The organism is Halarchaeum sp. CBA1220, from assembly GCF_003721175.2.
Classification (GTDB): Archaea; Halobacteriota; Halobacteria; order Halobacteriales; family Halobacteriaceae; genus Halarchaeum; species Halarchaeum grantii.
In genome coordinates, this window is record NZ_CP054707.1 from 937,049 (window position 1) to 959,140 (window position 22,092).

24 protein-coding genes and 1 tRNA gene are annotated in these 22,092 nt (G+C 68.9%); 14 read left to right on the forward strand and 11 right to left on the reverse strand.

Features of this window, described 5'->3' with window-relative positions:
• The first annotated feature begins 131 nt into the window (after positions 1-131).
• From tuf to EFA46_RS05060, 4 genes are all read left to right on the forward strand, one after another.
• Entirely contained in the window at positions 132-1,397 is a 1,266-nt protein-coding gene (gene tuf, locus EFA46_RS05045; protein ID WP_123074340.1) for a translation elongation factor EF-1 subunit alpha, read from the forward strand.
• Positions 1,398-1,400: 3 nt separating this feature from the next.
• A complete protein-coding gene (gene rpsJ / locus EFA46_RS05050) occupies positions 1,401-1,709 on the forward strand; it encodes a 30S ribosomal protein S10 (protein WP_123074339.1) in 309 nt (102 codons plus the stop codon).
• Between the two features lie 136 nt (positions 1,710-1,845).
• A tRNA-Ala gene (locus EFA46_RS05055) sits at positions 1,846-1,917 on the forward strand.
• Between the two features lie 110 nt (positions 1,918-2,027).
• Positions 2,028-2,258 carry a hypothetical protein gene (locus EFA46_RS05060; protein ID WP_123074338.1) on the forward strand — a complete coding sequence of 77 codons (231 nt, stop codon included), beginning with the start codon at positions 2,028-2,030 and terminating at the stop codon, positions 2,256-2,258.
• Between the two features lie 62 nt (positions 2,259-2,320).
• Here the strand turns inward: EFA46_RS05060 and EFA46_RS05065 are convergent, their stop codons facing one another.
• Both EFA46_RS05065 and EFA46_RS05070 read right to left on the reverse strand, forming a co-directional pair.
• Positions 2,321-2,491 carry a hypothetical protein gene (locus tag EFA46_RS05065; protein ID WP_158604240.1) on the reverse strand — a complete coding sequence of 57 codons (171 nt, stop codon included), beginning with the start codon at positions 2,489-2,491 and terminating at the stop codon, positions 2,321-2,323.
• A 137-nt stretch (positions 2,492-2,628) separates the two neighbouring features.
• A complete protein-coding gene (locus tag EFA46_RS05070) occupies positions 2,629-3,924 on the reverse strand; it encodes a ribonuclease R family protein (RefSeq protein WP_123074336.1) in 1,296 nt (431 codons plus the stop codon).
• A 107-nt stretch (positions 3,925-4,031) separates the two neighbouring features.
• Between EFA46_RS05070 and EFA46_RS05075 the strand changes: the two genes are divergently transcribed.
• Positions 4,032-4,511: an RNA-binding protein gene (locus EFA46_RS05075; RefSeq protein WP_123074335.1), complete on the forward strand. Its 480-nt coding sequence runs from the start codon at positions 4,032-4,034 to the stop codon at positions 4,509-4,511.
• Positions 4,512-4,779: 268 nt separating this feature from the next.
• Here EFA46_RS05075 and EFA46_RS05080 read toward each other — a convergent pair whose 3' ends face one another.
• Positions 4,780-5,466: a DUF1028 domain-containing protein gene (locus tag EFA46_RS05080; RefSeq protein ID WP_123074334.1), complete on the reverse strand. Its 687-nt coding sequence runs from the start codon at positions 5,464-5,466 to the stop codon at positions 4,780-4,782.
• Positions 5,467-5,554: 88 nt separating this feature from the next.
• Here EFA46_RS05080 and sepF point away from each other — a divergent pair, with 88 nt between their 5' ends.
• Positions 5,555-5,908, forward strand: a complete 354-nt coding sequence (sepF, locus tag EFA46_RS05085) for a cell division protein SepF (RefSeq protein ID WP_123074333.1) — start codon at positions 5,555-5,557, stop codon at positions 5,906-5,908.
• Between the two features lie 93 nt (positions 5,909-6,001).
• On the opposite strand, the gene EFA46_RS05090 is transcribed toward sepF, so the two are convergent.
• Positions 6,002-6,400: a DUF5611 family protein gene (locus tag EFA46_RS05090; protein ID WP_123074332.1), complete on the reverse strand. Its 399-nt coding sequence runs from the start codon at positions 6,398-6,400 to the stop codon at positions 6,002-6,004.
• A 39-nt stretch (positions 6,401-6,439) separates the two neighbouring features.
• Positions 6,440-7,468 carry a hypothetical protein gene (locus EFA46_RS05095; RefSeq protein ID WP_123074331.1) on the reverse strand — a complete coding sequence of 343 codons (1,029 nt, stop codon included), beginning with the start codon at positions 7,466-7,468 and terminating at the stop codon, positions 6,440-6,442.
• A gap of 81 nt (positions 7,469-7,549) precedes the next feature.
• Here EFA46_RS05095 and EFA46_RS05100 point away from each other — a divergent pair, with 81 nt between their 5' ends.
• Positions 7,550-7,858: a DUF6432 family protein gene (locus EFA46_RS05100; RefSeq protein WP_123074330.1), complete on the forward strand. Its 309-nt coding sequence runs from the start codon at positions 7,550-7,552 to the stop codon at positions 7,856-7,858.
• Between the two features lie 54 nt (positions 7,859-7,912).
• A complete protein-coding gene (locus EFA46_RS05105; RefSeq protein ID WP_123074329.1) occupies positions 7,913-9,016 on the forward strand; it encodes an aminomethyltransferase family protein in 1,104 nt (367 codons plus the stop codon).
• A gap of 6 nt (positions 9,017-9,022) precedes the next feature.
• Here the strand turns inward: EFA46_RS05105 and EFA46_RS05110 are convergent, their stop codons facing one another.
• The gene (locus tag EFA46_RS05110; RefSeq protein WP_123074328.1) at positions 9,023-10,120 is read right to left on the reverse strand and encodes a geranylgeranyl reductase family protein; all 1,098 of its coding nucleotides are present in this window, start codon (positions 10,118-10,120) and stop codon (positions 9,023-9,025) included.
• 130 nt (positions 10,121-10,250) lie between these two features.
• On the opposite strand from EFA46_RS05110, the gene EFA46_RS16160 reads away from it, so the two are divergent.
• Complete coding sequence (locus EFA46_RS16160) at positions 10,251-10,373, forward strand: hypothetical protein (protein ID WP_255494094.1); 123 nt, start codon at positions 10,251-10,253, stop codon at positions 10,371-10,373.
• 3 nt (positions 10,374-10,376) lie between these two features.
• Here the strand turns inward: EFA46_RS16160 and EFA46_RS05115 are convergent, their stop codons facing one another.
• Positions 10,377-11,039, reverse strand: a complete 663-nt coding sequence (locus EFA46_RS05115; protein ID WP_123074327.1) for a lactate utilization protein — start codon at positions 11,037-11,039, stop codon at positions 10,377-10,379.
• 206 nt (positions 11,040-11,245) lie between these two features.
• Complete coding sequence (gene uvrA / locus EFA46_RS05120; RefSeq protein ID WP_123074326.1) at positions 11,246-14,206, reverse strand: excinuclease ABC subunit UvrA; 2,961 nt, start codon at positions 14,204-14,206, stop codon at positions 11,246-11,248.
• 212 nt (positions 14,207-14,418) lie between these two features.
• On the opposite strand from uvrA, the gene EFA46_RS05125 reads away from it, so the two are divergent.
• Positions 14,419-14,991 (forward strand): LURP-one-related/scramblase family protein, encoded by a 573-nt coding sequence (locus tag EFA46_RS05125; protein ID WP_123074325.1) that lies wholly within the window; start codon positions 14,419-14,421, stop codon positions 14,989-14,991.
• Positions 14,992-15,052: 61 nt separating this feature from the next.
• Here EFA46_RS05125 and EFA46_RS05130 read toward each other — a convergent pair whose 3' ends face one another.
• Positions 15,053-15,793, reverse strand: coding sequence for an SDR family NAD(P)-dependent oxidoreductase (locus tag EFA46_RS05130; RefSeq protein WP_123074324.1), 741 nt, complete (start codon positions 15,791-15,793; stop codon positions 15,053-15,055).
• 60 nt (positions 15,794-15,853) lie between these two features.
• On the opposite strand from EFA46_RS05130, the gene EFA46_RS05135 reads away from it, so the two are divergent.
• From EFA46_RS05135 to EFA46_RS05150, 4 genes are all read left to right on the forward strand, one after another.
• The gene (locus EFA46_RS05135; RefSeq protein WP_123074323.1) at positions 15,854-16,300 is read left to right on the forward strand and encodes a universal stress protein; all 447 of its coding nucleotides are present in this window, start codon (positions 15,854-15,856) and stop codon (positions 16,298-16,300) included.
• A gap of 191 nt (positions 16,301-16,491) precedes the next feature.
• On the forward strand, positions 16,492-17,463 hold the full coding sequence (locus tag EFA46_RS05140) for an ROK family protein (RefSeq protein WP_123074322.1): 972 nt from the start codon (positions 16,492-16,494) through the stop codon (positions 17,461-17,463).
• A gap of 477 nt (positions 17,464-17,940) precedes the next feature.
• A complete protein-coding gene (locus EFA46_RS05145; protein ID WP_123074321.1) occupies positions 17,941-19,152 on the forward strand; it encodes an orc1/cdc6 family replication initiation protein in 1,212 nt (403 codons plus the stop codon).
• A gap of 291 nt (positions 19,153-19,443) precedes the next feature.
• Positions 19,444-19,830, forward strand: coding sequence for a NifU family protein (locus tag EFA46_RS05150; RefSeq protein ID WP_123074320.1), 387 nt, complete (start codon positions 19,444-19,446; stop codon positions 19,828-19,830).
• 362 nt (positions 19,831-20,192) lie between these two features.
• Here EFA46_RS05150 and EFA46_RS05155 read toward each other — a convergent pair whose 3' ends face one another.
• Positions 20,193-21,617 (reverse strand): DUF402 domain-containing protein, encoded by a 1,425-nt coding sequence (locus EFA46_RS05155; RefSeq protein ID WP_123074319.1) that lies wholly within the window; start codon positions 21,615-21,617, stop codon positions 20,193-20,195.
• Positions 21,614-21,991: a hypothetical protein gene (locus tag EFA46_RS05160; RefSeq protein WP_123074318.1), complete on the reverse strand. Its 378-nt coding sequence runs from the start codon at positions 21,989-21,991 to the stop codon at positions 21,614-21,616. The genes EFA46_RS05155 and EFA46_RS05160 overlap by 4 nt, the downstream gene beginning before the upstream one ends.
• Positions 21,992-22,092: the final 101 nt, after the last annotated feature.

A 22,092-nucleotide genomic window follows, 5' to 3' on the forward strand; every position in this document is an offset into this window, starting at 1 on the left:
TCTTGTCACGGTACGAGGTGCCAGTATTCGGCCGCGTCACGGCGCGACAGGGGCGCTCGCCTTTCGAAACCGTTTTACACGTAACTGGCGAATACGTTGCACAGAGCGCGCGTTCAGCGCGACCCCTGACTATGAGCGACAAACCGCACCAGAACCTGGCCGTCATCGGCCACGTCGACCACGGAAAGAGTACGATGGTCGGGCGGCTCCTCTTCGAGACTGGGAGTGTGCCCGAGCACGTCATCGAGCAGCACCGCGAGGAAGCCGAAGAGAAGGGCAAGGGCGGCTTCGAGTTCGCCTACGTCATGGACAACCTCGCCGAGGAGCGCGAGCGCGGCGTCACCATCGACATCGCCCACCAGGAGTTCGACACCGACGAGTACTACTTCACTATCGTCGACTGTCCGGGCCACCGCGACTTCGTGAAGAACATGATCACGGGCGCGTCCCAGGCCGACAACGCCGTCCTCGTCGTCGCCGCCGACGACGGCGTCGCGCCCCAGACCCGTGAGCACGTCTTCCTGGCCCGCACGCTGGGTATCGACGAGCTCATCGTCGCCGTCAACAAGATGGACGTCGTCGACTACTCCGAGGACACCTACAAGCAGGTCGTCTCCGACGTCACGGACCTCCTCAAGCAGGTCCAGTTCGACACGGACGACGCCTCCTTCATCCCGACCTCGGCCTTCGAGGGCGACAACGTCTCCGAGCACTCGGAGAACACGCCGTGGTACGACGGCGAGACGCTCCTCGAGTCCCTCAACAGCCTGCCGGAGCCGCAGCCGCCGACGGACGCGCCGCTGCGCCTCCCGATCCAGGACGTCTACACCATCTCCGGCATCGGTACCGTCCCCGTCGGACGTATCGAGACCGGGACGATGAACACGGGCGACAACGTCAGCTTCCAGCCCTCTGACGTCGGTGGCGAGGTCAAGACCATCGAGATGCACCACGAGGAAGTCCCGAGCGCCGAGCCCGGTGACAACGTCGGGTTCAACGTTCGCGGCATCGGCAAGGACGACATCCGTCGCGGTGACGTCTGTGGTCCCGCCGACGACCCGCCGAGCGTCGCCGAGACGTTCACGGCGCAGGTCGTCGTGATGCAGCACCCGTCCGTCATCACGGCGGGGTACACGCCGGTCTTCCACGCCCACACGGCGCAGGTCGCGTGTACGATCGAGTCCATCGACAAGAAGATGGACCCGTCCTCCGGCGAGGTCGCCGAGGAGAACCCGGACTTCATCCAGTCCGGCGACGCTGCTGTCGTCACCGTCCGCCCGCAGAAGCCCCTCAGCATCGAGCCGTCCTCCGAGATCCCGGAGCTCGGCTCCTTCGCAGTCCGCGACATGGGTCAGACCATCGCGGCCGGCAAGGTCCTCGACGTCAACGAGGCCTAACGAATGCAGCAGGCACGAGTTCGGCTCGCGGGCGTCAGCCCCTCTGACCTCGACGACATCTGCGACGACGTCCGTGAGATCGCGGACAAGACGGGTGTCAGTCTGAGTGGGCCGGTCCCGCTGCCCACCAAGACCCTCGAGGTCCCCGCTCGCAAGTCCCCCGACGGCGAGGGGACTGCGACGTGGGAGCACTGGGAGATGCGCGTCCACAAGCGTCTGATCGACATCGACGCCGACGAACGCGCGCTCCGTCAGCTCATGCGCATCCAGGTCCCGAACGACGTCAGCATCGAGATCGTCCTCGAAGACTAACGCCGCCGGCGCGCTCGAACGCGCCTCGACTTTCCCTCCGTTTTTCACCCGTAGAGCCGCGCGTCTCGCCGTCGCACACCACCACCGAAACACAAGGTACAAATAACGACCGTCGACTACGAACGAATGCGTCCGAGGGCTCGTAGATCAGTGGTAGATCGCTTCCTTCGCAAGGAAGAGGCCCTGGGTTCAAATCCCAGCGAGTCCACTCGAATTTCTCTCGATTCCGAATCCCGAGCGGCGTGTCTAGGTATCTGTCGCCGGTGTGCTCGCCGTCTACCCTACAACGTTTTGACGGTGTAGTCCGAGGTGCCACATATGGACGACGACGCGTACAACGAACTCGTCTCTTCGCTGACGCCGTACGAGGAGGCGGGCGGCGTGAAGACGTACACGAACACGGTCAGTCTGGCGTGTCCGGCGTGCGAGGAGCCGTTCGACGACTTAGTGGTGTGTCGTGAGGAGTTCAACAGCCTCGAGCTCTCGAAGGTGCTCGACCTCTGCGTGACGACGCACGACGACGACGTGCTGTTGTTCACGCACCAGTAGCGCGTTCGCTCGGCGTCGGACTCTCTTTTCGCGAAGCAGTTCGGGGGAAGCCGCCGCGCCGTTCAGACGACGACCTCGGCCGCCTCGGAGCAGTAGAGATAGACCCCGTCGTCGTCTCGGTCGCGCACGAGGAGGCCGTCGGTGAGTGTTTCGCTCACGGCGGGTGCGTCGTCTTCCGGGGGGTTCTCGGGTGCCTGCTCCCAGTCTGCGGGAAGGTCGTCGGTCCACTTCATGTGTTGTCGTGTCGGCGGCGCGTCGGCCGCCGTCACGGTACTGTTTGACACGCAGCGGGGTAACGTTCTCGCCGTCGGGTCAGTACCGGCTGGCGTCGACCGGGCGGAGACGAGTACCGCCCGCCGACGACACCGAGTCAGTACTGGATGTCGTCGATGTCGTCGTCGACTTCGATACCGCGGTTCTTCACGGCGTCGGCGTCGAGGCCGACCTCTTCGAGGAAGTCGGAGTACTCGCGCTCGGCGTTCTCGCCGGCTTTCTGGCGGTCGCTCGCGTGGTCGCAGAGCTCGATGAGGTTCTCCGGGACGTCGTTCTGGTAGACGATCCAGTGGTTGACGAGGTCGCTCATCCGGCGGATGGGGCTGGTGAAGTGGCCGTAGATCTCGAAGTTGAGCGCGTGGTGGCCGCCGAAGGGGTCGTTCATGTACTTGGCGCGCGGCATGACCTTCATCACCGCCCACTGGATCTTCCCGAGCTGGCGTCCCGGGGCTTCCTCGAGGGTGGCGTTGACGGCCTTCCGGGGGTCGTCCCAGGAGTCGCCGGGGATGGAGACGCCGTCGAGTTCCTGAATCTCGCGGAGCGCGTCGTCCCACTCGTCGGGGCTCGGCTGCGGGTGGACCCGATAGACGGCCTCGACGCCGCGCGACCACATGAGCTCGTGCGTGACGGCCTTGTTCGCCTTCAGCATGCACTCCTCGATGATGGTGTGCGCGCGGTCGCGGCGGGGGTTGAGGACGAGGCTGCCCTCCTCCTTGCGCTGTTCGTGCATCCGGTCGGCGACGTCGAAGACGAGGTTGCACTCCTCGTGGAGCGGCGCGTCCTCGTCGTCGAGGCGCTCCTCGGCCTGCTTGTAGGTGAGGCGCTCGTCCGAGTTGATGACGGACTTGTAGATGTCGATGGTCTCGTAGCCGAGCGTCTCCTTATCGAGGTGCATCTCGACGGTGTGCGCGAGGCGGTCCTCGTTCGGGACGAGCGAGCAGACGGTTTCGGCGAGCACCGGCGGGAGCATGTGGATGGTGTAGCCGGGCAGATAGACGGTGTTCCCGCGCTCGATGGCCTCCTCCCACATCTCGGAGTCGGGGTGGACGTAGTGGGAGACGTCGGCGATGTGGACCCAGAGGACGTACTCGTCCTCGCGCTCCTCGATGCTGATGGCGTCGTCGAAGTCCTGTGCGTCGGCGGGGTCGGTCGTCCACGTCGTGAGGTCCCGAAGGTCCTCGCGGTCGTCGACTTCGGCCTCGATCTCGGCCTGTACGTCCTCGACGCGCTCCTCCGCTTCGGCCATCACTTCGGGGGGGAACTCGTCGCGGATCTCGAACTTCTCGAAGAGGTCCTCGCGCTTGTTCTCGAGTTGGCGCGCGAGGTCGGCGGGGACGCGGACCGGGCCCTCTGACTCTTGGTCCGCGCTCGCCGCAGTAGCGTCGTTCGACATGCCTACGGGTAGGATACTCCGGCAGTTAGTCGTGTCGCCGCCGGCCGAACGCGACGCCGCCGTCGGCGAGCGGGCGATTTAAGCGGCGAACGCACGGTGATGCCACTATGGAAGTCTCGTCCCGCCACCATCTCCGAAGCGACGACGTCCGCGAACTGAACGAGAACCTCGATGCCATCCTCGGCGTGACGCTCGAGGCGGACAGCTACGAACTCGTCGAGTTCAAGGACGAAGCGCGCGACGTCGTCCTCGTCGACGGCGAACCGCTCGCGGCGTACTTCGACGGCGAACCGTTTCTCACCGTTCGGGGCGCGAACGAACACCCCCCGGAGCGCGGCGTCGTCACCGTGGACGCGGGCGCGGTGTCGTTCGTGAGCGACGGCGCGGACGTGATGCGTCCCGGCATCACGGCGGCCGACGACTCCATCGACGAGGGCGACCTGGTGATAATCGTCGAGGAGACGCACGGGAAGGCGCTCGCCGTCGGGCGTGCGCTCGTGGACGGCGCGGAGATGGCGGGCGACTCGGGGAAGGTCGTCGAGTCGCTCCACCACGTCGGCGACGAGCTCTTCGCCTTCGACGCCTGACCCGGAAACGTTTCTTATCGCAAACTCGTAACGCTGGAAAACTATTTGTGGTGGCCCCGTGTATTAGTGATCGCACATGTCGTTTCAGCAACCCGCACTCGACGCGCACGTCGAGTTCTGCCCTGTGTGCGAGCGTGACACCGACCATCGGGTCACGATCAGTCTCGCAGCGGCACAACGTGTCAACCCGGGTTCACGCGAACCGCACCGTGTCGCGGAGTGTCGGGAATGCGGCATGGAGTCCTCGACTCGCGTCAGCCAACTCTGACTAGCTCTCCTCGCGCTCGTAGCGTTCGGCGGCCTTCGCGAACTCCCTCGTCGCCATCCGATACGTCTCCCGTAGGTCCCGAACCGGCGACTCGGAGGCGTCGACGCGTAGGTCGGAGCCGTACTCCGGGTCGTTCACCTCGTCCTCGGTCGTGACGACCTTCAGCGCCGCCGACTGTACCGCGAGCGTCTCGCGCTTGTCGCCGCCCTCCGCTTGGCCGGCGGCGAGCGCGTCCACGAGGCGCTCCGCGAGCGGCGTCTCGCGGTCGCTTCGCTCGTAGCTCTCCGCGACGGCCGCCACGACGGACTCGCCCGTCAGGAGGTTCCCCGCGACCGTGTAGTTCTCCCCCTCGACCTCGCCGACCCAGCCGCGACACGCCGGCCCGGAGAACGCGAACGTCCCGTCCGCGTCGACGCCGTGCAGCTGGCGCTCCGCGCTCCCGTCGTCCGCGTTCACCAGCGCCTCCAGCGCGTCCTCGATTGCGAGGCCGTCGTCGACGTACTCGACGCCCTTTCGCCCGAGCTCGACGTTCACCATCGACTGCGTCGCGACTGCGGCGTTCTCCGAGACGAACGGGCAGAGCGTGCCGACCGCCGGGAGGCGCGTCGTCACCGCCACCCCGAAGCGGTCCTCCGTGTCGCCGTTCTCGCCCTCGTAGCTCTCGTGGACGCAGATACTGAACGTCATACGACGTGGAAGGGTCCCGTGCGCCCTAAACGTCCGGGAGCGGCCGTGGACGCAAGACCTATGCGGGTGCCGCCGGGTCTATTCTCCCATGGGATTCATGGAGAAGATCCTCGGCGGCTCCGGCCGCAGTACCGAGGACTACGTCGAGCTCGACCTCGGCGACTTCGACACCGGCACGACCGAGGCGCAGACCACCGTCCACATCGCGGAGATCGACAACCAGGAGGACGTCATCGCCATCAAGGACGCCGTCTACGACGGCGACATCGTCGTCGCGGACATCACGCGCCTGCGCACCGAGGACTCGATGACCGAGCACCTCGTCGAGGAGCTCCGGCAGGTCGCCCGCGAGGTCGACGGCGACATCGTCCAGAAGGGCGACGACCAACTCATCGTCGCGCCGTCCGGCATCGCGATCAGCCGCCAGAAACTCAACCGCTGACTCCTCGGCCGACCTCGCGGTCGGTCCCTCCGTCCTCGTGTAGCCGCCGCTCGGCGAGCGGAGAGCGCGAGAAGCGAGTGGAGTACGGTGGCGCTACTCGGAGACGCCGTCGGGGGTTTCCGCGTCGTCCTCGACCTTCCGCTTGAGGGAGTCGCGGCGGGACTTCGCGTCGCGGCCCGTGGCTTCGAGGAGGAACTCGTTCTTCGCGGACACCGCGTCCTCGGCGGCGTCGACGTGGCCCTCGGCGATGACGTCGGCGGCCGGCCGCTCCTCGAACTCGACGGCGAGCTTGTCCTTCTTCCCGGAGTAGGAGACGGCGCCCGCGACGATGCGCTCGAAGACCGGGTTATCGGGGTCGTCGATGACGTAGAGGTCGCTGCCCTTGTACTCCTCCGTCCCGGATATCGAACCGAAGTACTCCTCGATGGTGGCCTCCATGTCGGGGATCCGCTCGTCGAGGTACTCCCCGCGGCGCATCTTGTACTCCTTCATGCGACAGGGAAGTAGACGTATCCGTATAATTCCTTCGTGTCACGCGCTCTCGGTGGCTTCGGCGAGATAGCCCCGGTGGCACTCGGGGCAGATGTCGCCCGCGCGGAGCGACGACCCGGTGACGGCCGTTCGCTCCCCGCACTCCGGGCAGACGAGCGCGTCGCCGTCGGTGTTCGCGCTCTCCGAGCGCCGGTCGGTGTCGATCGGGCCGGCGCTCGCGATGCCGCTGCGCGCGTCGGCCCCGCCCTCGCCTTCGGCGCCGGTCGCGGTGTCGCCGGCCGCACGCTCCGGTTCCTCCTCGGGGGTGAGGCCGCCGCCGAAGGAGACGTCGGTTCCGCCCGCGCTCGCCGGTTCCGCCGCGAATCCCTCGTCGTCACCGTCCTGCTCGGGCCACGCCGTCGCGGTGCCCTCGTCGTCCGCGTCCGCCTCCGCGTCGACCGTCCCCTCGATGAAGACGGCGTCGTCCTCCGTCTCCTCGGCATCCTCGTCGTCGGTCACGAACTCGGCGGCGGACCCCTCGGCGGTGGCCGGCTCGCCGCGCTCCTCGGCGCGGGTGTCGTTGCTCGACGGCCACTCGCCGCGAGCGCGTTCCGGTGAGACCTCCTCGCCGTCGTCGGTGAGGATGACGGCGTCGTCCTCGGCCGGCGACGGTTCCTCGTCGACGTCGAAGTCGGTCGTCGCGTCCGACTCGACGTCGCTCGTCGCCGCTGACTCGGCGTCGGCCGTGGTTTCCGCGAGCGCCGCGTCGCGCTCGTCTTCGTCGGCCGCCGACTCCGCCGCGACACGCTCGACGGCGTTCGTCAGCCCGCCGTCCGAGCCCGGCGCGTCCGTCGTGTCGGCCGAGTCGGCCGTCGCGGCAGTCTCGTCCCGGTCGTCGCCGAGCGAGGGCGGGGCCTGCCGAATCGAGCGGACCTCGGTGTTCTCGCTCACGACGCGTTCCGTCCCGCAGCGCTCACAGTACTCGACGGTGCGGACGGTCTCGACCACCTCGTCGCCGCGCTCCTCGCGTTCGCGTTCCGTTTCGGGCTCGCCGTACTCGTGCCCGAGCAGGGAACACTTGAGACCCATTGGCCACGTGGTACCTCGCCCACCGGCAAAAGGATACCGCTCGGGGACACCGCTATACGGCAGGGGGGCGTACGGCGGCGTATGCAGGCGAAGAGCGAGTTCCGGTCCCGTGAAGACACGCAGGTCGAGGTGCTGGACGCGCTCGTCGACCGCCGCGAGGACGGCATGACGGTCTTCGAACTCCGCTCCCGCGTCGACACCGACATCGACGGCCTCGAAGACGCGCTCTCGGAACTGAAGCGCGACGGCCTCATCGCCGCCGAGGCCCGGGACGACCGCACGCTCATCCGGCCCGCCGACCGCGTCGTCCCCTCCGAGGAGGAGGCGACCGCCGAGTCCGAGGACGCCCAGTCGTTCCTCGCGTGGCTCCGCGAGCGCGTCGGCCTCTGAGGCGGTCGTGCCGGGAGCGGACGCTTTAACCGCGTTCCACACGACCGAACGAGTATGACCGTCGTCAGGGATACCCACGAGGCCTACGGCGCCGTCTTCGAGGAGCGCGGCGAGCGCGCGCTCCCCCGCCACTTCGGGCGGCCGGAGCGCACCCACCGCGCCGTCCGGAACGCCGTGGGCGTCACCGAGCACGCCTACGGCGTCCTCGTCGTCAGCGGCGACGACCGCCGCGACTTCGTCGACAACGCCGTCACGAACACCGTCCCCGAGACGGACGGACAGGGCACGTACGCGCTCCTGCTCGACCCGCAGGCCGGCGTCCGCACCGACATGTACGTCTACGAGGCGGGCGACAGACTCCTCTGCTTCCTCCCGCCCGAAACCGTCGGCGAGGTCGCCGACGAGTGGCGCGAGAACGTCTTCATCGAGGACGTCGAGATAACCGAGGCCACCGACGACTTCGGCGTCTTCGGCGTCCACGGCCCGAACGCCACCGAGAAGGTCGCCTCCGTCCTCCACGGCTCGGGCGCGCCGGACGCCCCGCTCTCCTTCGTTCGCGGCGAGATCTACGACCACGGCGTCACCGTCATCCGGACCGACTCGACGACCGGCGAGGAGGGCTACGAGGTCGTCGTCGGCGCCGACGGCGCGAGCGACATCCTCGACACGCTCATCACGCGCGGGCTGAACGCTGCGCCCTTCGGCACCGCCGTCTGGGAGGCGCTCACGCTCGAAGCCGGCACTCCGGTCTACCCGCACGACATGGCCGGCCGCGTCCCGAACGTCCTCGGTCTGCGGACCGCGCTCGACTTCGAGAAGGGCTGTTACGTCGGCCAGGAGATCGTCTCGAAGGTCGAGAACCGGGGGCGCCCCTCCCAGCGGCTCGTCGGCCTCGAACTCGACGGTGACAGCGACGCCGTCCCCGCCGTCGGCGACGGCCTCGACGTCCGCGACGGGGAGCGCACCGTCGGCGAGGTGACGCGCTCGGCGTGGGGCGAGTCCGTCGGCGCACCCATCGCGTTCGCGCTCGTGGACTACGGCCTCGACGCCGAGGCCGTCGCGGTCCCCATCGAGGACGGCGAGCGCGAGGCCGCCGTCGTCGAGCTGCCGTTCGTCGTCGGGAGCGACCGCTCCGCGCGCGTGCCGAGATACGACTAAGTCGAGTCAGCGCTTGAACAGCGCTTTCATCTGTTCCGCCGAGAAGAGCGTGCTCGGCTTGTCCATGTGGACGCCGATCTCGCCCTCGAAGAGGCGCATCCCGGTCTCTTGGACGAGTCGCGGCGCGTCGTACCCCTTCCGGATGAGCTTCCCGAGCGCGATGTCGCGCCCGAGCTCGTCGCGCCACGCGTCCTCGAACGTCGGGAGCGTCGTCGGGTCCTCCGGGTGGACGGTCTCCGCCGCGACGTCGGCCGCCGTCATCCCGTAGAGGATGCCCCCGCCGGTGAACGGCTTCGTCATCCCGGCGGCGTCACCGAGGAGAAAGGCCCGCGTCGACGTGACGCTATCGGGCGGCCCGACGGGAATGAGCCCCGAGCACCGGTGTTCGATGCGCTCATCGACGCCGTACTCCGCGACGAACTCGTCGAAGCGCGCCGCGACGTCGCCCGACTCCGTGGGCGTGGCCGCGAGGCCGTACTCGACGCCCGCCTCTCCCCGGGGAATCCGCCACGCGAAGAAGCCCGGGACCGTGAGGTGGACGTCCACGAACTCGTCGTGGTCGGGCTCGGGGTCGAACGCGAGCACGCCGTGCAGGAACTCCTCGGGCTCCGGGAGGTCGAGCTCGGAGCGGACGCGCGAGCGCGGGCCGTCACAGCCCGCGACCATCCGCGCCGCCACCGTCTCGTCGCCGCCGGAACTCCGCACGTCGAGCTCGACGTAGCCCGACTTCTCGCGGACCGCCGTGACGGTGTGGCCGTCGTGGACGGCCGCGCCCGCGTCCTCGGCGGCCTCGGCGAGCGCCTTGTCCAGTTCGACCCTGTCGACGGCGTTCGACACCGGTCGGTCCGTGTAGTAGAACTCGTGTGCGTCGCTCCCGGGACCCCCCGTGTGGAAGCGCGCGCCGTAGACGTCGTTCTGGTGGAGGCGCTCGCGCGCCGACTCGGGGACGTACTCCCAGACGTCGAGCGAGACGTGCCCCGAGCACGCGAGGGGCTTCCCGATCTCGCCGCGCTCGAACGCGACGACGTCGTAGCCGCGCTCGGCCGCGCGCCGGGCGAAGCGCGCGCCGGGTGGGCCGACGCCGACGACCGCGAAGTCGTACATACCCCGGAGTACCCCGCAGATCCGTATAGGCTTCCCGGTCACCCGCGAGCGCGCCGCCCGCTTCGGGGAGACGCGCCGTGGCGCGCGATTGGCCCGGGACTTTTGGTCCTCGCCCCACCACGACGACGTGATGGCCGCCTCACAGTACGAGCAGTGTGCGGTCTGCGGGTGGACCGGGGAACGAACCGACCTCGACGCCGACGGTGACGACCGCCGCTGTCCGGTCTGCGGCGAGCGCGTCGCCGTCGAGTGAGAATTAGTAGCCGAGCGTCTCCTCGACGAGGACGACCGTCGTGCGCCCCTCGACGGTCTCCTGACGGAAGACGAGCTCCTTCGAGGGGTAGCTCTCGACGCCGTAGGCCTCCTGTGCGCGCTCGTTCTCGAACGCGTAGGCGTACTCCTGGAGGCGCTCGCGCGCGGCCTCCTCGTCCGCGACGACCTTGTTCACGCCGGCGACCGCGACGACGTGCCCCGCGGCGAACGGATAGGCGCCGATGCGGCTCCCGGAGAGGTCGGCGGCGACGAGGGTGCCGTCCTCGCGGCCGATGGCGTTCACGCTCCCGAGGAAGTAGTCGGCGGTCTGCGCCTCGCGTCGGGCCTTCGCGCGCGCCTGGTCGTCGTCGATGGAGAAGACCTCACCGTAGAGGTTCTCCCACTCGTGCTCGCCCTCGTTCAGGTACTCCATGAAGCCGATCTCCTCGAGCGTCGTCGAGTGACCGTTCATCACCGACGCGCCCTCCGGGATCTCCTCGGTGACGACCTCGAGGGCCTCCTCCGCGTCCGCGACGACCTCGACCTCGAAGCCGCTCTCCTCGAGGCTCTCGACGGCCTCCTCGAGTTCGGCGTCGCTCGGGTGCGCGTCCCACTCCTCGTCCACATCCACGTCGTCGATGTAGTCGGCTTTCGTCTGCTCGGACATACCCGAACGTGGGCCGCCGGTCGGAAGAGCCTGCGGGCAGCGGCGGGACGCGCCCCTGTGAGTCACCCCACCGTCACCGGGTGACGCCGGTGTCACCGCCCGTCGCGGTGTGTCGGTGCGCCCGTGGGCTCCTCGACCGCGCGTGGCGCGACCCCTCACGGGTCGCTCTGCTCCCCGTTCGTGTGTCCGACCGCGCGTAGCGCGGTCTAGTCGTCCTGTGCGGGTGCGGGCGCTTCGGGTTTCTCGCGGTCCGACCGGGGCCCCTCGACGTCCACCGTCGGGAGCTTGTCGCGGAGATACCGCCCCGTGTAGCTCGCCTCGACGCGCGCGAGCTCCTCGGGCGTGCCGGTGGCGACGACGTCGCCGCCGGCCTCGCCGCCCTCGGGGCCGAGGTCGATGACGTGGTCGGCGTTCTTCACGAGGTCGAGCTCGTGCTCGATGACGACGACCGAGTTCCCACGATCCGTGAGCCGCTGGAGGACGTCGACGAGCTTGCGCTCGTCCTCCGAGTGGAGGCCGGTCGTCGGCTCGTCGAGGAGGTAGAGCGTCTCGCCGGTCGCCTTCTTCCCGAGCTCCTCGGCGAGCTTCACGCGCTGGGCCTCACCCCCCGAAAGCGTCGTCGAGGGCTGGCCGAGGCGCATGTAGTCGAGGCCGACGTCGCTCAACAGTTGGAGGCGCCGCGCGAGCCGCGAGTCCGCCTCGAAGAAGTCGAGGGCTTCCTCGACGCTCATCTCGAGGACGTCCGCGATGGTCGCGCCCTTGTAGGTGACGTCGAGCGTCTCGTCGTTGTAGCGCGCTCCGCCGCACTCCTCGCAGGGGACGTGGACGTCCGAGAGGAAGTTCATCTCGATCTTCACGGTGCCCTGCCCGCCGCACTCCTCGCAGCGCCCGCCCTTCACGTTGAAGCTGAAGCGGCCCTTGTCGTAGCCGCGCTGCTGGGCGAGCTTCGTCTGCGCGAACTTCTCGCGGACGTAGTCGAACACTCCCGTGTAGGTCGCGGGGTTGCTCCGGGGGGTGCGCCCGATTGGCGACTGGTCGATCAGCCGGACGGTCTCGATGTGCTCGGTGCCCTCGATGCCGTCGTGCTCGCCGGGTTCGACGCTCGTGTTGTCGTTCATCGCGCGCGCGAGGCCCGCGTAGAGGACGTCGTGCATCAGCGTGGACTTCCCGGAGCCCGAGACGCCGGTGATGGCGGTGAACGCCCCCACCGGAATGTCGACGTCGAGGTCCTTCAGGTTGTGCTGGCGCGCGCCGCGAACCGTCAGCGACGCCTCCCAGTCGCGGCGCTCCTCGGGGACCGGAATCCGCTTGCGGCCGGCGAGGTAGTCCGCCGTGATCGACTCCTCGGACGCGACGATCTCCTCGAAGGAGCCCTGCGCGACGACCTCGCCGCCGTGCCTGCCGGGCCCGGGCCCCATGTCGACGATTTCGTCCGCGCGACGCATCGTCTCCTCGTCGTGCTCGACGACGAGCAGGGTGTTCCCGAGGTCGCGCAGTTCCTCTAAGGTGTTCAGGAGCCGGTCGTTGTCGCGCTGGTGGAGGCCGATGGAGGGCTCGTCGAGCACGTAGAGCACGCCGACGAGCCCGGAGCCGATCTGCGTCGCGAGGCGAATCCGCTGGGACTCCCCGCCCGACAGCGTGGAGGCCTCGCGGTCGAGCGTGAGGTAGTCGAGGCCCACTTCGGTCATGAAGCCGAGGCGTGCGCGGATCTCCTTCAGGATCTCCTCGGCGATCTTCTGCTCGCGCTCCGAGAACGACCCCTCGACGTCCTCGAAGTGCGAGAGGGCGTCGACGATGCTCATGCGGTTCACCTCCGTGATCGAGGTGCCATCGATGAGCACGGCGCGCGACTCGGGCTTCAGGCGCGTCCCCTCGCAGGCCGGGCACTCCGTGACGCTCATGTAGTCCTCGATGTGCTCGCGCACGCGGTCCGAGTCGGTCTCGACGTAGCGCCGCTCGAGGTTCGGGACGACGCCCTCGAACTGCTCCGTTTTGCGTCGCACGCCGTTCTTCGTCTGCTTCTCGAAGACGACCTCCTCATCGGTCCCCCAGACGAAGGCCTGTTGGGTCGCCTCGTCGAGCTCCTCGAACGGCGTCTCGACGCTCACGCCGAAGTGCTCGGCGACGTTGTCGAGCATGTTCCGGTAGTAGGAGCGGTTGTAGCTCCACGGCTCGAAGACGTGCTTGATGGGTTTCGACTCGTCCTGCACGACGAGGTCTTCGCTCACCTCCTTCGTCTCGCCGATGCCCTCACACTCCGGGCACGCGCCGTGCGGGCTGTTGAAGGAGAAGCTCCGCGTCTCGATCTCCGAGATGTCGATCCCGCAGTGCGTACACGCGAGCTCCTCGGAGAACTCGACGACGAGGCGCTCCTCCTCGTCGTCGTCGGCGAGGTCACCGGTCGCGCGCGCCGTCGAACCGCCGAGTTCGACGTCGGCCTCGGGGTCAGGAACGATGACCTTCAGGACGCCATCCGCCTCCTCGAGTGCCGTCTCCACGGAGTCCGTGATGCGCGAACGCGCGTCCTCGCTCACCTTCACGCGGTCGACGACGACGTCGACCGTGTGGTCGTAGTTCTCGTCGAGGTCGGGTTTCTCCGTCGCGAGGTCGTACGTCTCGCCGTCCACCTCGACGCGGGCGTACCCCTCGGAGAGGAGGTCGTCGAAGCGGTCGTCGAACGCCCCCTTCTGGTCGCGCACGACGGGCGCGGCGAGCTTCGCCTTCGTCCCCTCCGGGAGCGCCATGATGCGCCGCACCATCTGCTGGGCGGACTGCTCGCCGACCTCGCGGCCGCACTCCGGGCAGTGTGGCGTCCCGACTCTGGCGTAGAGCAGGCGCAGGTAGTCGTGGAGTTCGGTGACGGTGCCGACCGTCGAGCGCGGGTTGTTCGCCGCGTTCTTCTGGTCGATGCTGATCGCCGGGGAGAGCCCCTCGACCGACTCGACCTGCGGTTTGTCCATCTGCCCGAGGAAGTTCCGGGCGTACGCGGAGAGCGACTCGATGTAGCGCCGCTGACCCTCCGCGTAGATCGTCTCGAACGCCAGCGAGGACTTCCCCGAGCCGGAGAGCCCCGTGACGACCGTGAACTCCTCGCGCGGGATCTCGACGTCGAGGTCCTTCAGGTTGTGCTCCTCCGCGCCCCGCACCGTGATGTAGTCCTCGCTCATCGCGTCGTCCCCACCGATTCGTGATCGCGGTCCGCGAGTCGACTCGTCGTCATTCGTTGGGTGAGAGCTAGCGCCGAAGCCACTTAACCGAATCACTCCCCCCGACGAACGCCCGCTTCGCGCCCCGACGGCCGCGTTCGCGTGCGCTCACACCCTCGAGTCAGCCCCCGTCCTTCCCCGGACCTTTTGTCCGTCGCGGCGAACGTCCCCCTATGGCCGACTACGACATCTCCACCGTCGAACTCGAGGACGACCGCTACGAGGTCGTCCAGTCGCTCGTCCGGAACAAGTACGCGGTCCGCGACTCGACGGGCGAAGTCGTCCTCCGTGGCAAGCAGAAGCTGTTCAAACTCAAAGAACAGTTCCCGTTCGTCGACGCCGACGGCAACGACGCCTTCACCGTGAAGGCCGGCGGCGTTCTGGACGTCGCGGGGAACTACGCCATCGTGGACGCCGCGACCGGCGAGGAGGTCGTCGTCCTCGACGAGGACTACTCGCTCTTCGCCGAGAACTGGACGGTTCGCGACCCCGACACCGGCGCGGCGCTCGCCACCATCACCTCGAAGAACAAACTCCTCGAGGTGCTCCGCCACTTCGTCGGCGCGGCCGGCCTCATCCCCCACAAGTACGAGATCGCGGACGCCGAGGGCGACCACGTCGGGAGCATCGACGGCAAGTTCTCCCTGAAGGACGCGTACACGGTCACCATCGACGACGCGAGCGACGTCCCGAAGGAAGCCGTCGTCGCCGCCGCCTGCGTGCTCGACGCCCTCGAAGGGAGCTAACCGGGCGGCGACGAGCGAATCGCCCGCCCGTCTCCCTCTCGGAAGGACGAGGGCGCGCCCCTCAGACGTCCTCGGGGAGCCAGCCGCCGTCGACCTCGACGTTCTCCCCGGAGACGTAGCCGCTCGCGTCGTCGCAGAAGAACCGCACGACCTGCGCGAGGTCGTCGACCGTCGCCCACCGCCCGCGCGGGGCGTCCTCGGGGAACTCGTCGCTCGTCTCGACGACGTACGGCGAGACGGCGTTCACGGTGACGCCGTCGTCTTGGGTGTCGGCGGCGAGCATCCGGGTGAACATCAGGACGCCCGCTTTCGCGGCGAAGTACGGGAAGTTCTTCGGGCTGACGAGCCCCTTCTCGGCGGAGGCGTAGCCGACGTTGACGATTCGGCCCCACTCCCGCTCGCGCATCGCGGGAAGCGCGCGTCGCGCGCAGAGCATCGTCCCGACGAGGTTCGTCTCGTAGACGCGTCGCCAGTCCGCGACGTCCTGCGCCGCCCAGTGGTCGGGCGCGAAGTCGCCGACGTTGTTCACGAGGACGTCGACGCTCCCGAGCTCCTCCTCGACGGCGTCGAAGGCGGCGTCGACGGCCGCTTCGTCGGTGACGTCCGCTCGGACGGTCGTCGCCGCCGGCGCGCCGCGCTCCTCGGCCTCCTCGGCCGTGGCCTGCGCTTCGGCCTCGCTGCTGTGGTAGTGGACGGCGACGGACGCGCCGCCCTCGGCGAGCGCGAGCGCGATGCCGCGTCCGACGCCGCTCGCGCTTCCCGTGACGAGCGCGGTCCTGCCTGAGAGGTCCGTTCGAAGCACGTCCCTATCGTCCCGCCTCGCGGCTATATATTTAAGGGCCCGGCACGGGATGAATGGCGTATGGCCATCGAGAAGATCCTACTCGCGGTCGGCCCGGGAGATAGCGACCGGACTGCAGAGCTCGCATCGACGCTCGTCGACCTCGCCGCTCCGCTGAACGCGGACGTCGTGCTCGCGCACGTCTTCACCGAGGACGAGTACGACTCGACGCTCGGGAACCTCAACGTCAGCGGCGAGGACGTCTCCACCGACGAGGTCGCGCGCCGCCACGCCACCATCCGCACGATCTCGCACGAGCTCGACGACGTGAACGTCGACTACACCGTTCGGGGCGCCATCGGTAACCACGGCGAGCGCATCGTCGACCTCGCTGAGGACGAGGACGCGGACCTCGTCATCGTCGGCGGCCGCAAGCGCTCCCCCACCGGGAAGGCGGTCTTCGGCTCGACCGCCCAGGAGGTCATGCTCTCGGCGCCCTGCCCGGTGACGTTCGTTCGCGGCGAATGAACACGCGCTGAGCGGTTTCGCGACCCCACTCGATTTTTCTGCGCGCGTCGGCCGGCGAGCGCGAGCGCCGCGCGGACGATGGCGCCGTCCCACGAATCGTCGCGCCATCGAGACGCGACCGACGCCGAGGACCGCGACCGACGGCCGCGAAATCTGTGCAGTTAAGTCTCCGGGGCCGCCAGTAGGGATAGATGCCGTACTACGTGGGCGTCGACCTCGGGGCGACGAACCTTCGGGCCGCGGTGGCGGACGAGGAGGGCGTCGTGCTCAGCACGGACCGCCGCGCGACACCGAACGGGCCGTCCGGTATCGCCGTCACGGAGGCCGTGCTCGCGGCCATCCGCACGGCGTGCGCGGACATCGGCGTCGACCCGGAGGACGTGACCGCGGCCGGGATCGGGAGCATCGGCCCGCTCGACCTCGCCGACGGCGCAATCGACAACCCCGCGAACCTGCCCGCGGGAATCGGACGCATCCCGCTCGTCGGCCCCATCCGCGAGCTCGTCCAGTCCGAGCGCGTCTACCTCCACAATGACACCGTCGCGGGCGTCATCGGCGAGCGCTTCCACAGCGACCGCAACCCCGACGACATGGTCTACCTCACGATTTCCTCGGGCATCGGTGCCGGCGTGGCTGTCGACGGGGACGTCCTCTCCGGGTGGGACGGGAACGCCGGCGAAGTCGGGCACATGGTCGTCGACCCCGACGGCGGCCGCACCTGCGGCTGCGGGCGCGACGGCCACTGGGAGGCCTACTGCTCGGGGAACAACATCCCGCGCTACGCCCGCCAACTCGCCGAGGAGCGCGGGGCGGACACCGCGATGCCGGTCGACTCGGAGTCGTTCTCCGCGAAGGACGTCTTCGACTACGCCGACTCCGACGACTTCGCGAACTACGTCGTCGGGAAGGTCGCGGACTGGAACACCCTCGGTATCACGAACGTCGCGCAGTCCTACGCGCCGCTCATCATCTACGTCGGCGGCGCCGTCGCGCTCAACAACCCCGACCTCGTCCTCGACCCGGTCCGGGAGCGCCTCGAGGAGAGCGTCTTCAACAACGTCCCGGACCTCCGCCTCACGAACCTCGGCGACGACGTCGTCCTGCAGGGCGCGGTCGCGTCCGCGCTCACCGCCGGAACCGGCGACCGGACCAACGTCCACTGACCGCCCCACACCTCGCGTCGTCTGTTCTCGCACATCCTGTGTCCCCACTCTACGCGATGACTCGACGGACGCGATACGTCACGATCATCCACCTCCTCCCTCCCACACCAGATGTCGTAAGCTCCCGCTATCGACCGAGGGGACTATCGGTGTGGGACCACCGGTGACGCGGAGGACACACACCTCGCGTCGTCTGTTCTCCCACGCCGAGCACCACCCCCCACGCCGAGTGCAGTCCGTTCTACGCCGTGGCTGCACCCACACACACCGAACGTCGCGAGTTCTCGGTCGATGCCGGTGTTCTCTCACGCCCGGACGTGCCGCCCTTGGTCGCGGCAATAGCTCCCCTGCCGGTCGGAGCGAGGGCGACGCCGGTCGACGAGTCCCGTCACCGGCGACCGCATCTAACGACACGTGGTGTGTCTAACGATACAGACTATCGGTGGTATTATATACGGTAGCGGGCGACCGATACGTATGTCCGAGAGTCCGTTCGAGGAGTTCGAATCCGTCTTCCGGAATCGGGACGTCCTGAAGGAGGACTACGAGCCCGACGAGATCCTCGAACGCGACGACGAGATTCAGGCCTACGCGAGCGCGCTGAATCCCGCCCGACACGGTGCGCACCCCGACAACGTCTTCATCTACGGGAAGACCGGCGTCGGGAAGACCGCGGTCACGAAGTACCTCCTCGAAGTCCTCGAAACGGAGGTCGACGAGGACCCGAGCGTCGACTCCGAAATCACGACGCTCCTCGTCAACTGCCAGTACTCCTCGACGTCGTATCAGGCGCTCATCGCGCTCTTGAACGCCCTGCGCGGCCCGCACGAGCAGGTCTCCGCGACCGGCCACGCGCCACAGGACCTCTACAACATGCTGTGGCGCGAACTCGACGACCTCGGCGGGACCGTCCTCATCGCGCTCGACGAGATCGACTCCATCGGGAGCGACGACGGCCTCCTCTATCAGCTCCCGCGCGCTCGCGCGAACGGGAACCTCGAGAACGTGCGACTCGGCATCATCGGTATCTCGAACGACTACCAGTTCCGCCAGAACCTCTCGCCGAAGGTGAAGGACACGCTCTGCGAGCGCGAGATCAACTTCAGCCAGTACGACGCCGAGCAACTCTACGCCATCCTCGAGCAGCGCGCGACGAAGGCGCTCCGCCCGGACACCTACGACGCCGGCGCGCTCCGGAAGACCGCCGCGATCGCCGCCCGGGACCGGGGGAGCGCGCGCCAAGCCCTCGAACTCCTGATGGTCGCCGGCGACCTCGCGGAGGAACGCGACGGCGTCCTCACCGAGTCGCTCGTCGACGAGGCCGAGGACGAACTCGAACGCGGCCGCATCGAGGACCGCATCCGTGATCAGACGGTTCACGCCCAGTACAGCCTCCTCGCGCTCGTCAGCCTGAGCCAGCGGACCGACTCCGCCTCCCGCACGAAGGACGTCTACCAGCAGTACGAGCGCATCGTCACCTACAACGGCTCCGACCCGCTCTCGCTCGACCGGTTCCGCGACCAACTCGACGAACTCGCGATGCTCGGGTTCGCCTCGAAGACGCAGGCGAACGAAGGTCGACAGGGCGGCCGGTACAACGAGTACCGTGCGACCGTCGCCACCGACCCCGTCGTCGACATCCTCGCCTCCGACGCCGATATCGGACTGCCCTCGCCCACGTATCGCTGAGCCGTCGCCCGCGCGTCCCCGGTAGCGGAACTCGCGACGGACGGTGTGTCTCCGCGTCGCCGCGTCCCTCCCTCTCCCCCCGTCTCGCTCGCGGGAACTTACGACATCCGGTGTGGGTGTGTCGTCGGATCGAGGCCCCGAATGGAACTCGCGACGTCCGGTGTGTGGGGGCGTCGCGTCCGACTCCCGCCCCAGAACTCGCGATGTCCGGTGTGGGGGTGTCGCTCGTGCCGTCCGAGCGCGGTCGCCGACACCAGAACCCTTTCACGCGTGCGGATGCATCTCGTACCTATGAGCGAGGCCAGCGAGGCGGACGGCGAGGGCGAGGACCTCCACGGGCGCGTCGAGCGGTGGATCACCGCCCAGATGCCCATCATCCAGACGCACGGTGGCGACTCCGCCGTCCGGAAGGCCGACCCCGACGACGGCGAAGTCGTCATCGAACTCGGCGGCGCCTGCGCGGGTTGTGGCATCAGCCCCCGGACCGCCCACCGCATCAAGACCGATCTCGCCGCCGACTTCGACGCCGTCACGGACGTCACCGTCCGCTTCAGCGACGACTCCGAGAGCGACTGGACCACCGGTCAGGCCGAGAGCTACATGGGTATCGACCGGAACGAGGGCGGACGCGGCGGGCGCGGTGAGGGGAGTCCGAACTCCGACGGGATGCACTTCTAAACGAGCTTTTACTCTGCGCGGCGGCGAACCGTCGCTCGGCAAAAGCTCGACATCGGGAGAAGCGTCGCTTCTTCCTATGCAGCGAGACGGAAGCGCCTCGCACGCAAAAGCACCGTCGCACCCCTTTGAGGGTGCTCGGGCCTCGCGCTTGCGCGAGTGAACCGGCGACCTACCGGGCTCTCCGAGCCACTCGGTCGCCGGACGCTCGCCGATGTGGCTCGAGCCGTCCCCCACGAGCCTTCACGTACGAGAGCGGCACCAGCCCCGCCCATGTCCTGAGACGCCGTCGCGGCGCGGCCGACGCGAAACCCGGCGACGGGCCGCCCGCGAGACACACCTGCCGTCGTCTGTTCGTCCGGCGTTCAGTCGCGTAGCCCCTTCGCTAACCGCTTTGCGACGGCGAGCGCGCGGTCCGCGAGCGCGCGCGGGACGTCGCCCGCTTCGACGCTCGCCTCGAGTTCGTCCTCGTCGACCACCTCGACTCCCCCACCCGGGTACTTCACGACGTCGACGTGGAGGTCGACGTAGCGGATCGCGTCCGGGAAGAGCTCGACGGGCGTCGAGACGTTCACGTACGTCCCCTTGCTCGTGCCGTCGGCGGCCTTGTAGCCGGTCGCGTACCACTCGCGGCCCTCCTCGAAGCGCGTGACAGCCACATCCCCGGCCTCGCGCTCCGTGCCGAGCGCGTCGTACGTCCCGCCGGGGTGCATCTCCCGCTCGAGCGTGAGCGTCCCCTCGTCGGGCGCGCAGGACGTGACGGTCCCGGAGCCGAGCGTGACGAGGCGGCCGCTCGGCTTCCCGTGCTCGATTGCGAGCGAATCCCCCTCGCGCGGGCCGAACGCCGAGGACACGGCGGCGAACGGGAACTCCTCCGCATCGACGCCGACGGCCTCCGCGAAGTCGACGGCGGTGCTCGCCGCGTGTGTCGCCGCCTTCGTCCGGTGGTGCCCGGGCATCGTCGCCGTGACGGCCGCGCGCAGGTCGTCGAGCGCGAAGCGCGACTCGCGGCCGAACCAGACCCACGCCGTCTCCGTCGGCCGGTAGACCTCGCGCGGCTCGGCGACCTCGCCCGCGTCGTCGAGCGCCGCCCCCATCTCGGACGCGCGCTCGACGGCGGCCTTGAGCGCGTCGCGTAGCTCCTCGAGCGACGCGCCCTCGGCGGCGCGCCCCCACCGTATCGCCCATCGCTCGGGGACGTCGACGTTCAGGAGTTCGGTCGTCTGCACGAGCTCGTGCTCGGCCGTGCCGTCGGGTGTCGCGGCGACGAGCGCGTCCCCCTCTTCGAGGTCGGCGACGCTCCCGACGCCGGGCGTGCGCAGCGCGGTCGCGACGGTCGCGCGGCCGTCCCGCCACGGCGGTGCGGGCGACCGGACCTGCACGCGGCGGGCGTCGCCGACGTCCACGTAGCCGTCCGCGGCGTCGAACGGCAGGTAGGCCTCGCGGCCGTCGCCGAGGTCGAGGATCGCGCCGCCGCCGGTCGTCTCCTCGACGCGTGCGTCGAACACCGCGCCCGCCGGGACGCGGTCGTCCCAGTCGAGGGCGTCGCGGCCGACGCCGACGCAGCGCTCGCGGACGGCCGCGACGCCCGCCGGGTCACCGGAGAGCCCGACGCCCTGTCGGTCGCTCGTCGTCTCGACGGCGACGTCAGCGGGCGCGTTCGCGAACGCGACGTCGAAGCGCTCGCGGATCGGCTCGGAGGCCTGCACGACGTCGAACCCGGCGTCGAGGCACGCCGCGGTCAGGGCGGTCGCGTAGATGCCGCGTACGCGGACGCGTGGCGCGCTCATTCGAGGGCGTCGCGCGTCGTCGCGAAGCGCACGCGGTCGTGGACGGGCTGTCCGAGTTCGAGTTCGACCACTCCGTCGGTGAGAACGCGCGCGCCCTCGACGTAGACGCCCCACGAGTCGAAGCGGAGGAAGCCCCGAACGTCCTGACTGTGCGTGAAGAGGTCGCAGTAGTCGACCGCGTGCTCGGGGAACGCCGCGTTCGAGTGCGTCTGCTCCATGTCGGAGTAGAGCGTGTCGTGCTCGTCGAAGAACGCGCTCACTTCGTCGGCGGTCGCGCGCGCCTCCTGTGTGACCTCCCGCTCCACGTCGCGGAGTTCCTCCGCGGACAGGCCGGCCTCCCGGAGCGCCGTCCGGGTCCGCTGGTCGAAGAGCATACCGCGAGCTACGGCCGGTCGGGTGAAAAAACGTCGCTATCCGCGGCGGTCCGCCCGGACAGCCCACCCCTCGGTTTGCCCGAAGACCTTAGCCGTCCGCG

Excerpts from the sequence above, each read along its gene's own strand:
- EFA46_RS05065 (WP_158604240.1), bottom strand. The coding sequence starts at position 2,491 with ATGAAGTGGACCGACGACCTTCCCGCAGACTGGGAGCAGGCACCCGAG.
- EFA46_RS05140 (WP_123074322.1), top strand. The coding sequence starts at position 16,492 with ATGCCGTACTACGTGGGCGTCGACCTCGGGGCGACGAACCTTCGGGCC.
- EFA46_RS05095 (WP_123074331.1), bottom strand. The coding sequence starts at position 7,468 with ATGGGTCTCAAGTGTTCCCTGCTCGGGCACGAGTACGGCGAGCCCGAA.
- EFA46_RS05070 (WP_123074336.1), bottom strand. The coding sequence starts at position 3,924 with ATGTCGAACGACGCTACTGCGGCGAGCGCGGACCAAGAGTCAGAGGGC.
- EFA46_RS05115 (WP_123074327.1), bottom strand. The coding sequence starts at position 11,039 with ATGTCCGAGCAGACGAAAGCCGACTACATCGACGACGTGGATGTGGAC.
- EFA46_RS05060 (WP_123074338.1), top strand. The coding sequence starts at position 2,028 with ATGGACGACGACGCGTACAACGAACTCGTCTCTTCGCTGACGCCGTAC.
- EFA46_RS05160 (WP_123074318.1), bottom strand. The coding sequence starts at position 21,991 with ATGCTCTTCGACCAGCGGACCCGGACGGCGCTCCGGGAGGCCGGCCTG.
- EFA46_RS05135 (WP_123074323.1), top strand. The coding sequence starts at position 15,854 with ATGGCCATCGAGAAGATCCTACTCGCGGTCGGCCCGGGAGATAGCGAC.
- EFA46_RS05105 (WP_123074329.1), top strand. The coding sequence starts at position 7,913 with ATGACCGTCGTCAGGGATACCCACGAGGCCTACGGCGCCGTCTTCGAG.
- rpsJ (WP_123074339.1), top strand. The coding sequence starts at position 1,401 with ATGCAGCAGGCACGAGTTCGGCTCGCGGGCGTCAGCCCCTCTGACCTC.
- EFA46_RS05100 (WP_123074330.1), top strand. The coding sequence starts at position 7,550 with ATGCAGGCGAAGAGCGAGTTCCGGTCCCGTGAAGACACGCAGGTCGAG.
- EFA46_RS05145 (WP_123074321.1), top strand. The coding sequence starts at position 17,941 with ATGTCCGAGAGTCCGTTCGAGGAGTTCGAATCCGTCTTCCGGAATCGG.
- EFA46_RS05155 (WP_123074319.1), bottom strand. The coding sequence starts at position 21,617 with ATGAGCGCGCCACGCGTCCGCGTACGCGGCATCTACGCGACCGCCCTG.
- sepF (WP_123074333.1), top strand. The coding sequence starts at position 5,555 with ATGGGATTCATGGAGAAGATCCTCGGCGGCTCCGGCCGCAGTACCGAG.
- tuf (WP_123074340.1), top strand. The coding sequence starts at position 132 with ATGAGCGACAAACCGCACCAGAACCTGGCCGTCATCGGCCACGTCGAC.
- EFA46_RS05125 (WP_123074325.1), top strand. The coding sequence starts at position 14,419 with ATGGCCGACTACGACATCTCCACCGTCGAACTCGAGGACGACCGCTAC.
- EFA46_RS05090 (WP_123074332.1), bottom strand. The coding sequence starts at position 6,400 with ATGAAGGAGTACAAGATGCGCCGCGGGGAGTACCTCGACGAGCGGATC.
- EFA46_RS05150 (WP_123074320.1), top strand. The coding sequence starts at position 19,444 with ATGAGCGAGGCCAGCGAGGCGGACGGCGAGGGCGAGGACCTCCACGGG.
- EFA46_RS16160 (WP_255494094.1), top strand. The coding sequence starts at position 10,251 with ATGGCCGCCTCACAGTACGAGCAGTGTGCGGTCTGCGGGTGGACCGGG.
- EFA46_RS05110 (WP_123074328.1), bottom strand. The coding sequence starts at position 10,120 with ATGTACGACTTCGCGGTCGTCGGCGTCGGCCCACCCGGCGCGCGCTTC.
- uvrA (WP_123074326.1), bottom strand. The coding sequence starts at position 14,206 with ATGAGCGAGGACTACATCACGGTGCGGGGCGCGGAGGAGCACAACCTG.
- EFA46_RS05080 (WP_123074334.1), bottom strand. The coding sequence starts at position 5,466 with ATGACGTTCAGTATCTGCGTCCACGAGAGCTACGAGGGCGAGAACGGC.
- EFA46_RS05075 (WP_123074335.1), top strand. The coding sequence starts at position 4,032 with ATGGAAGTCTCGTCCCGCCACCATCTCCGAAGCGACGACGTCCGCGAA.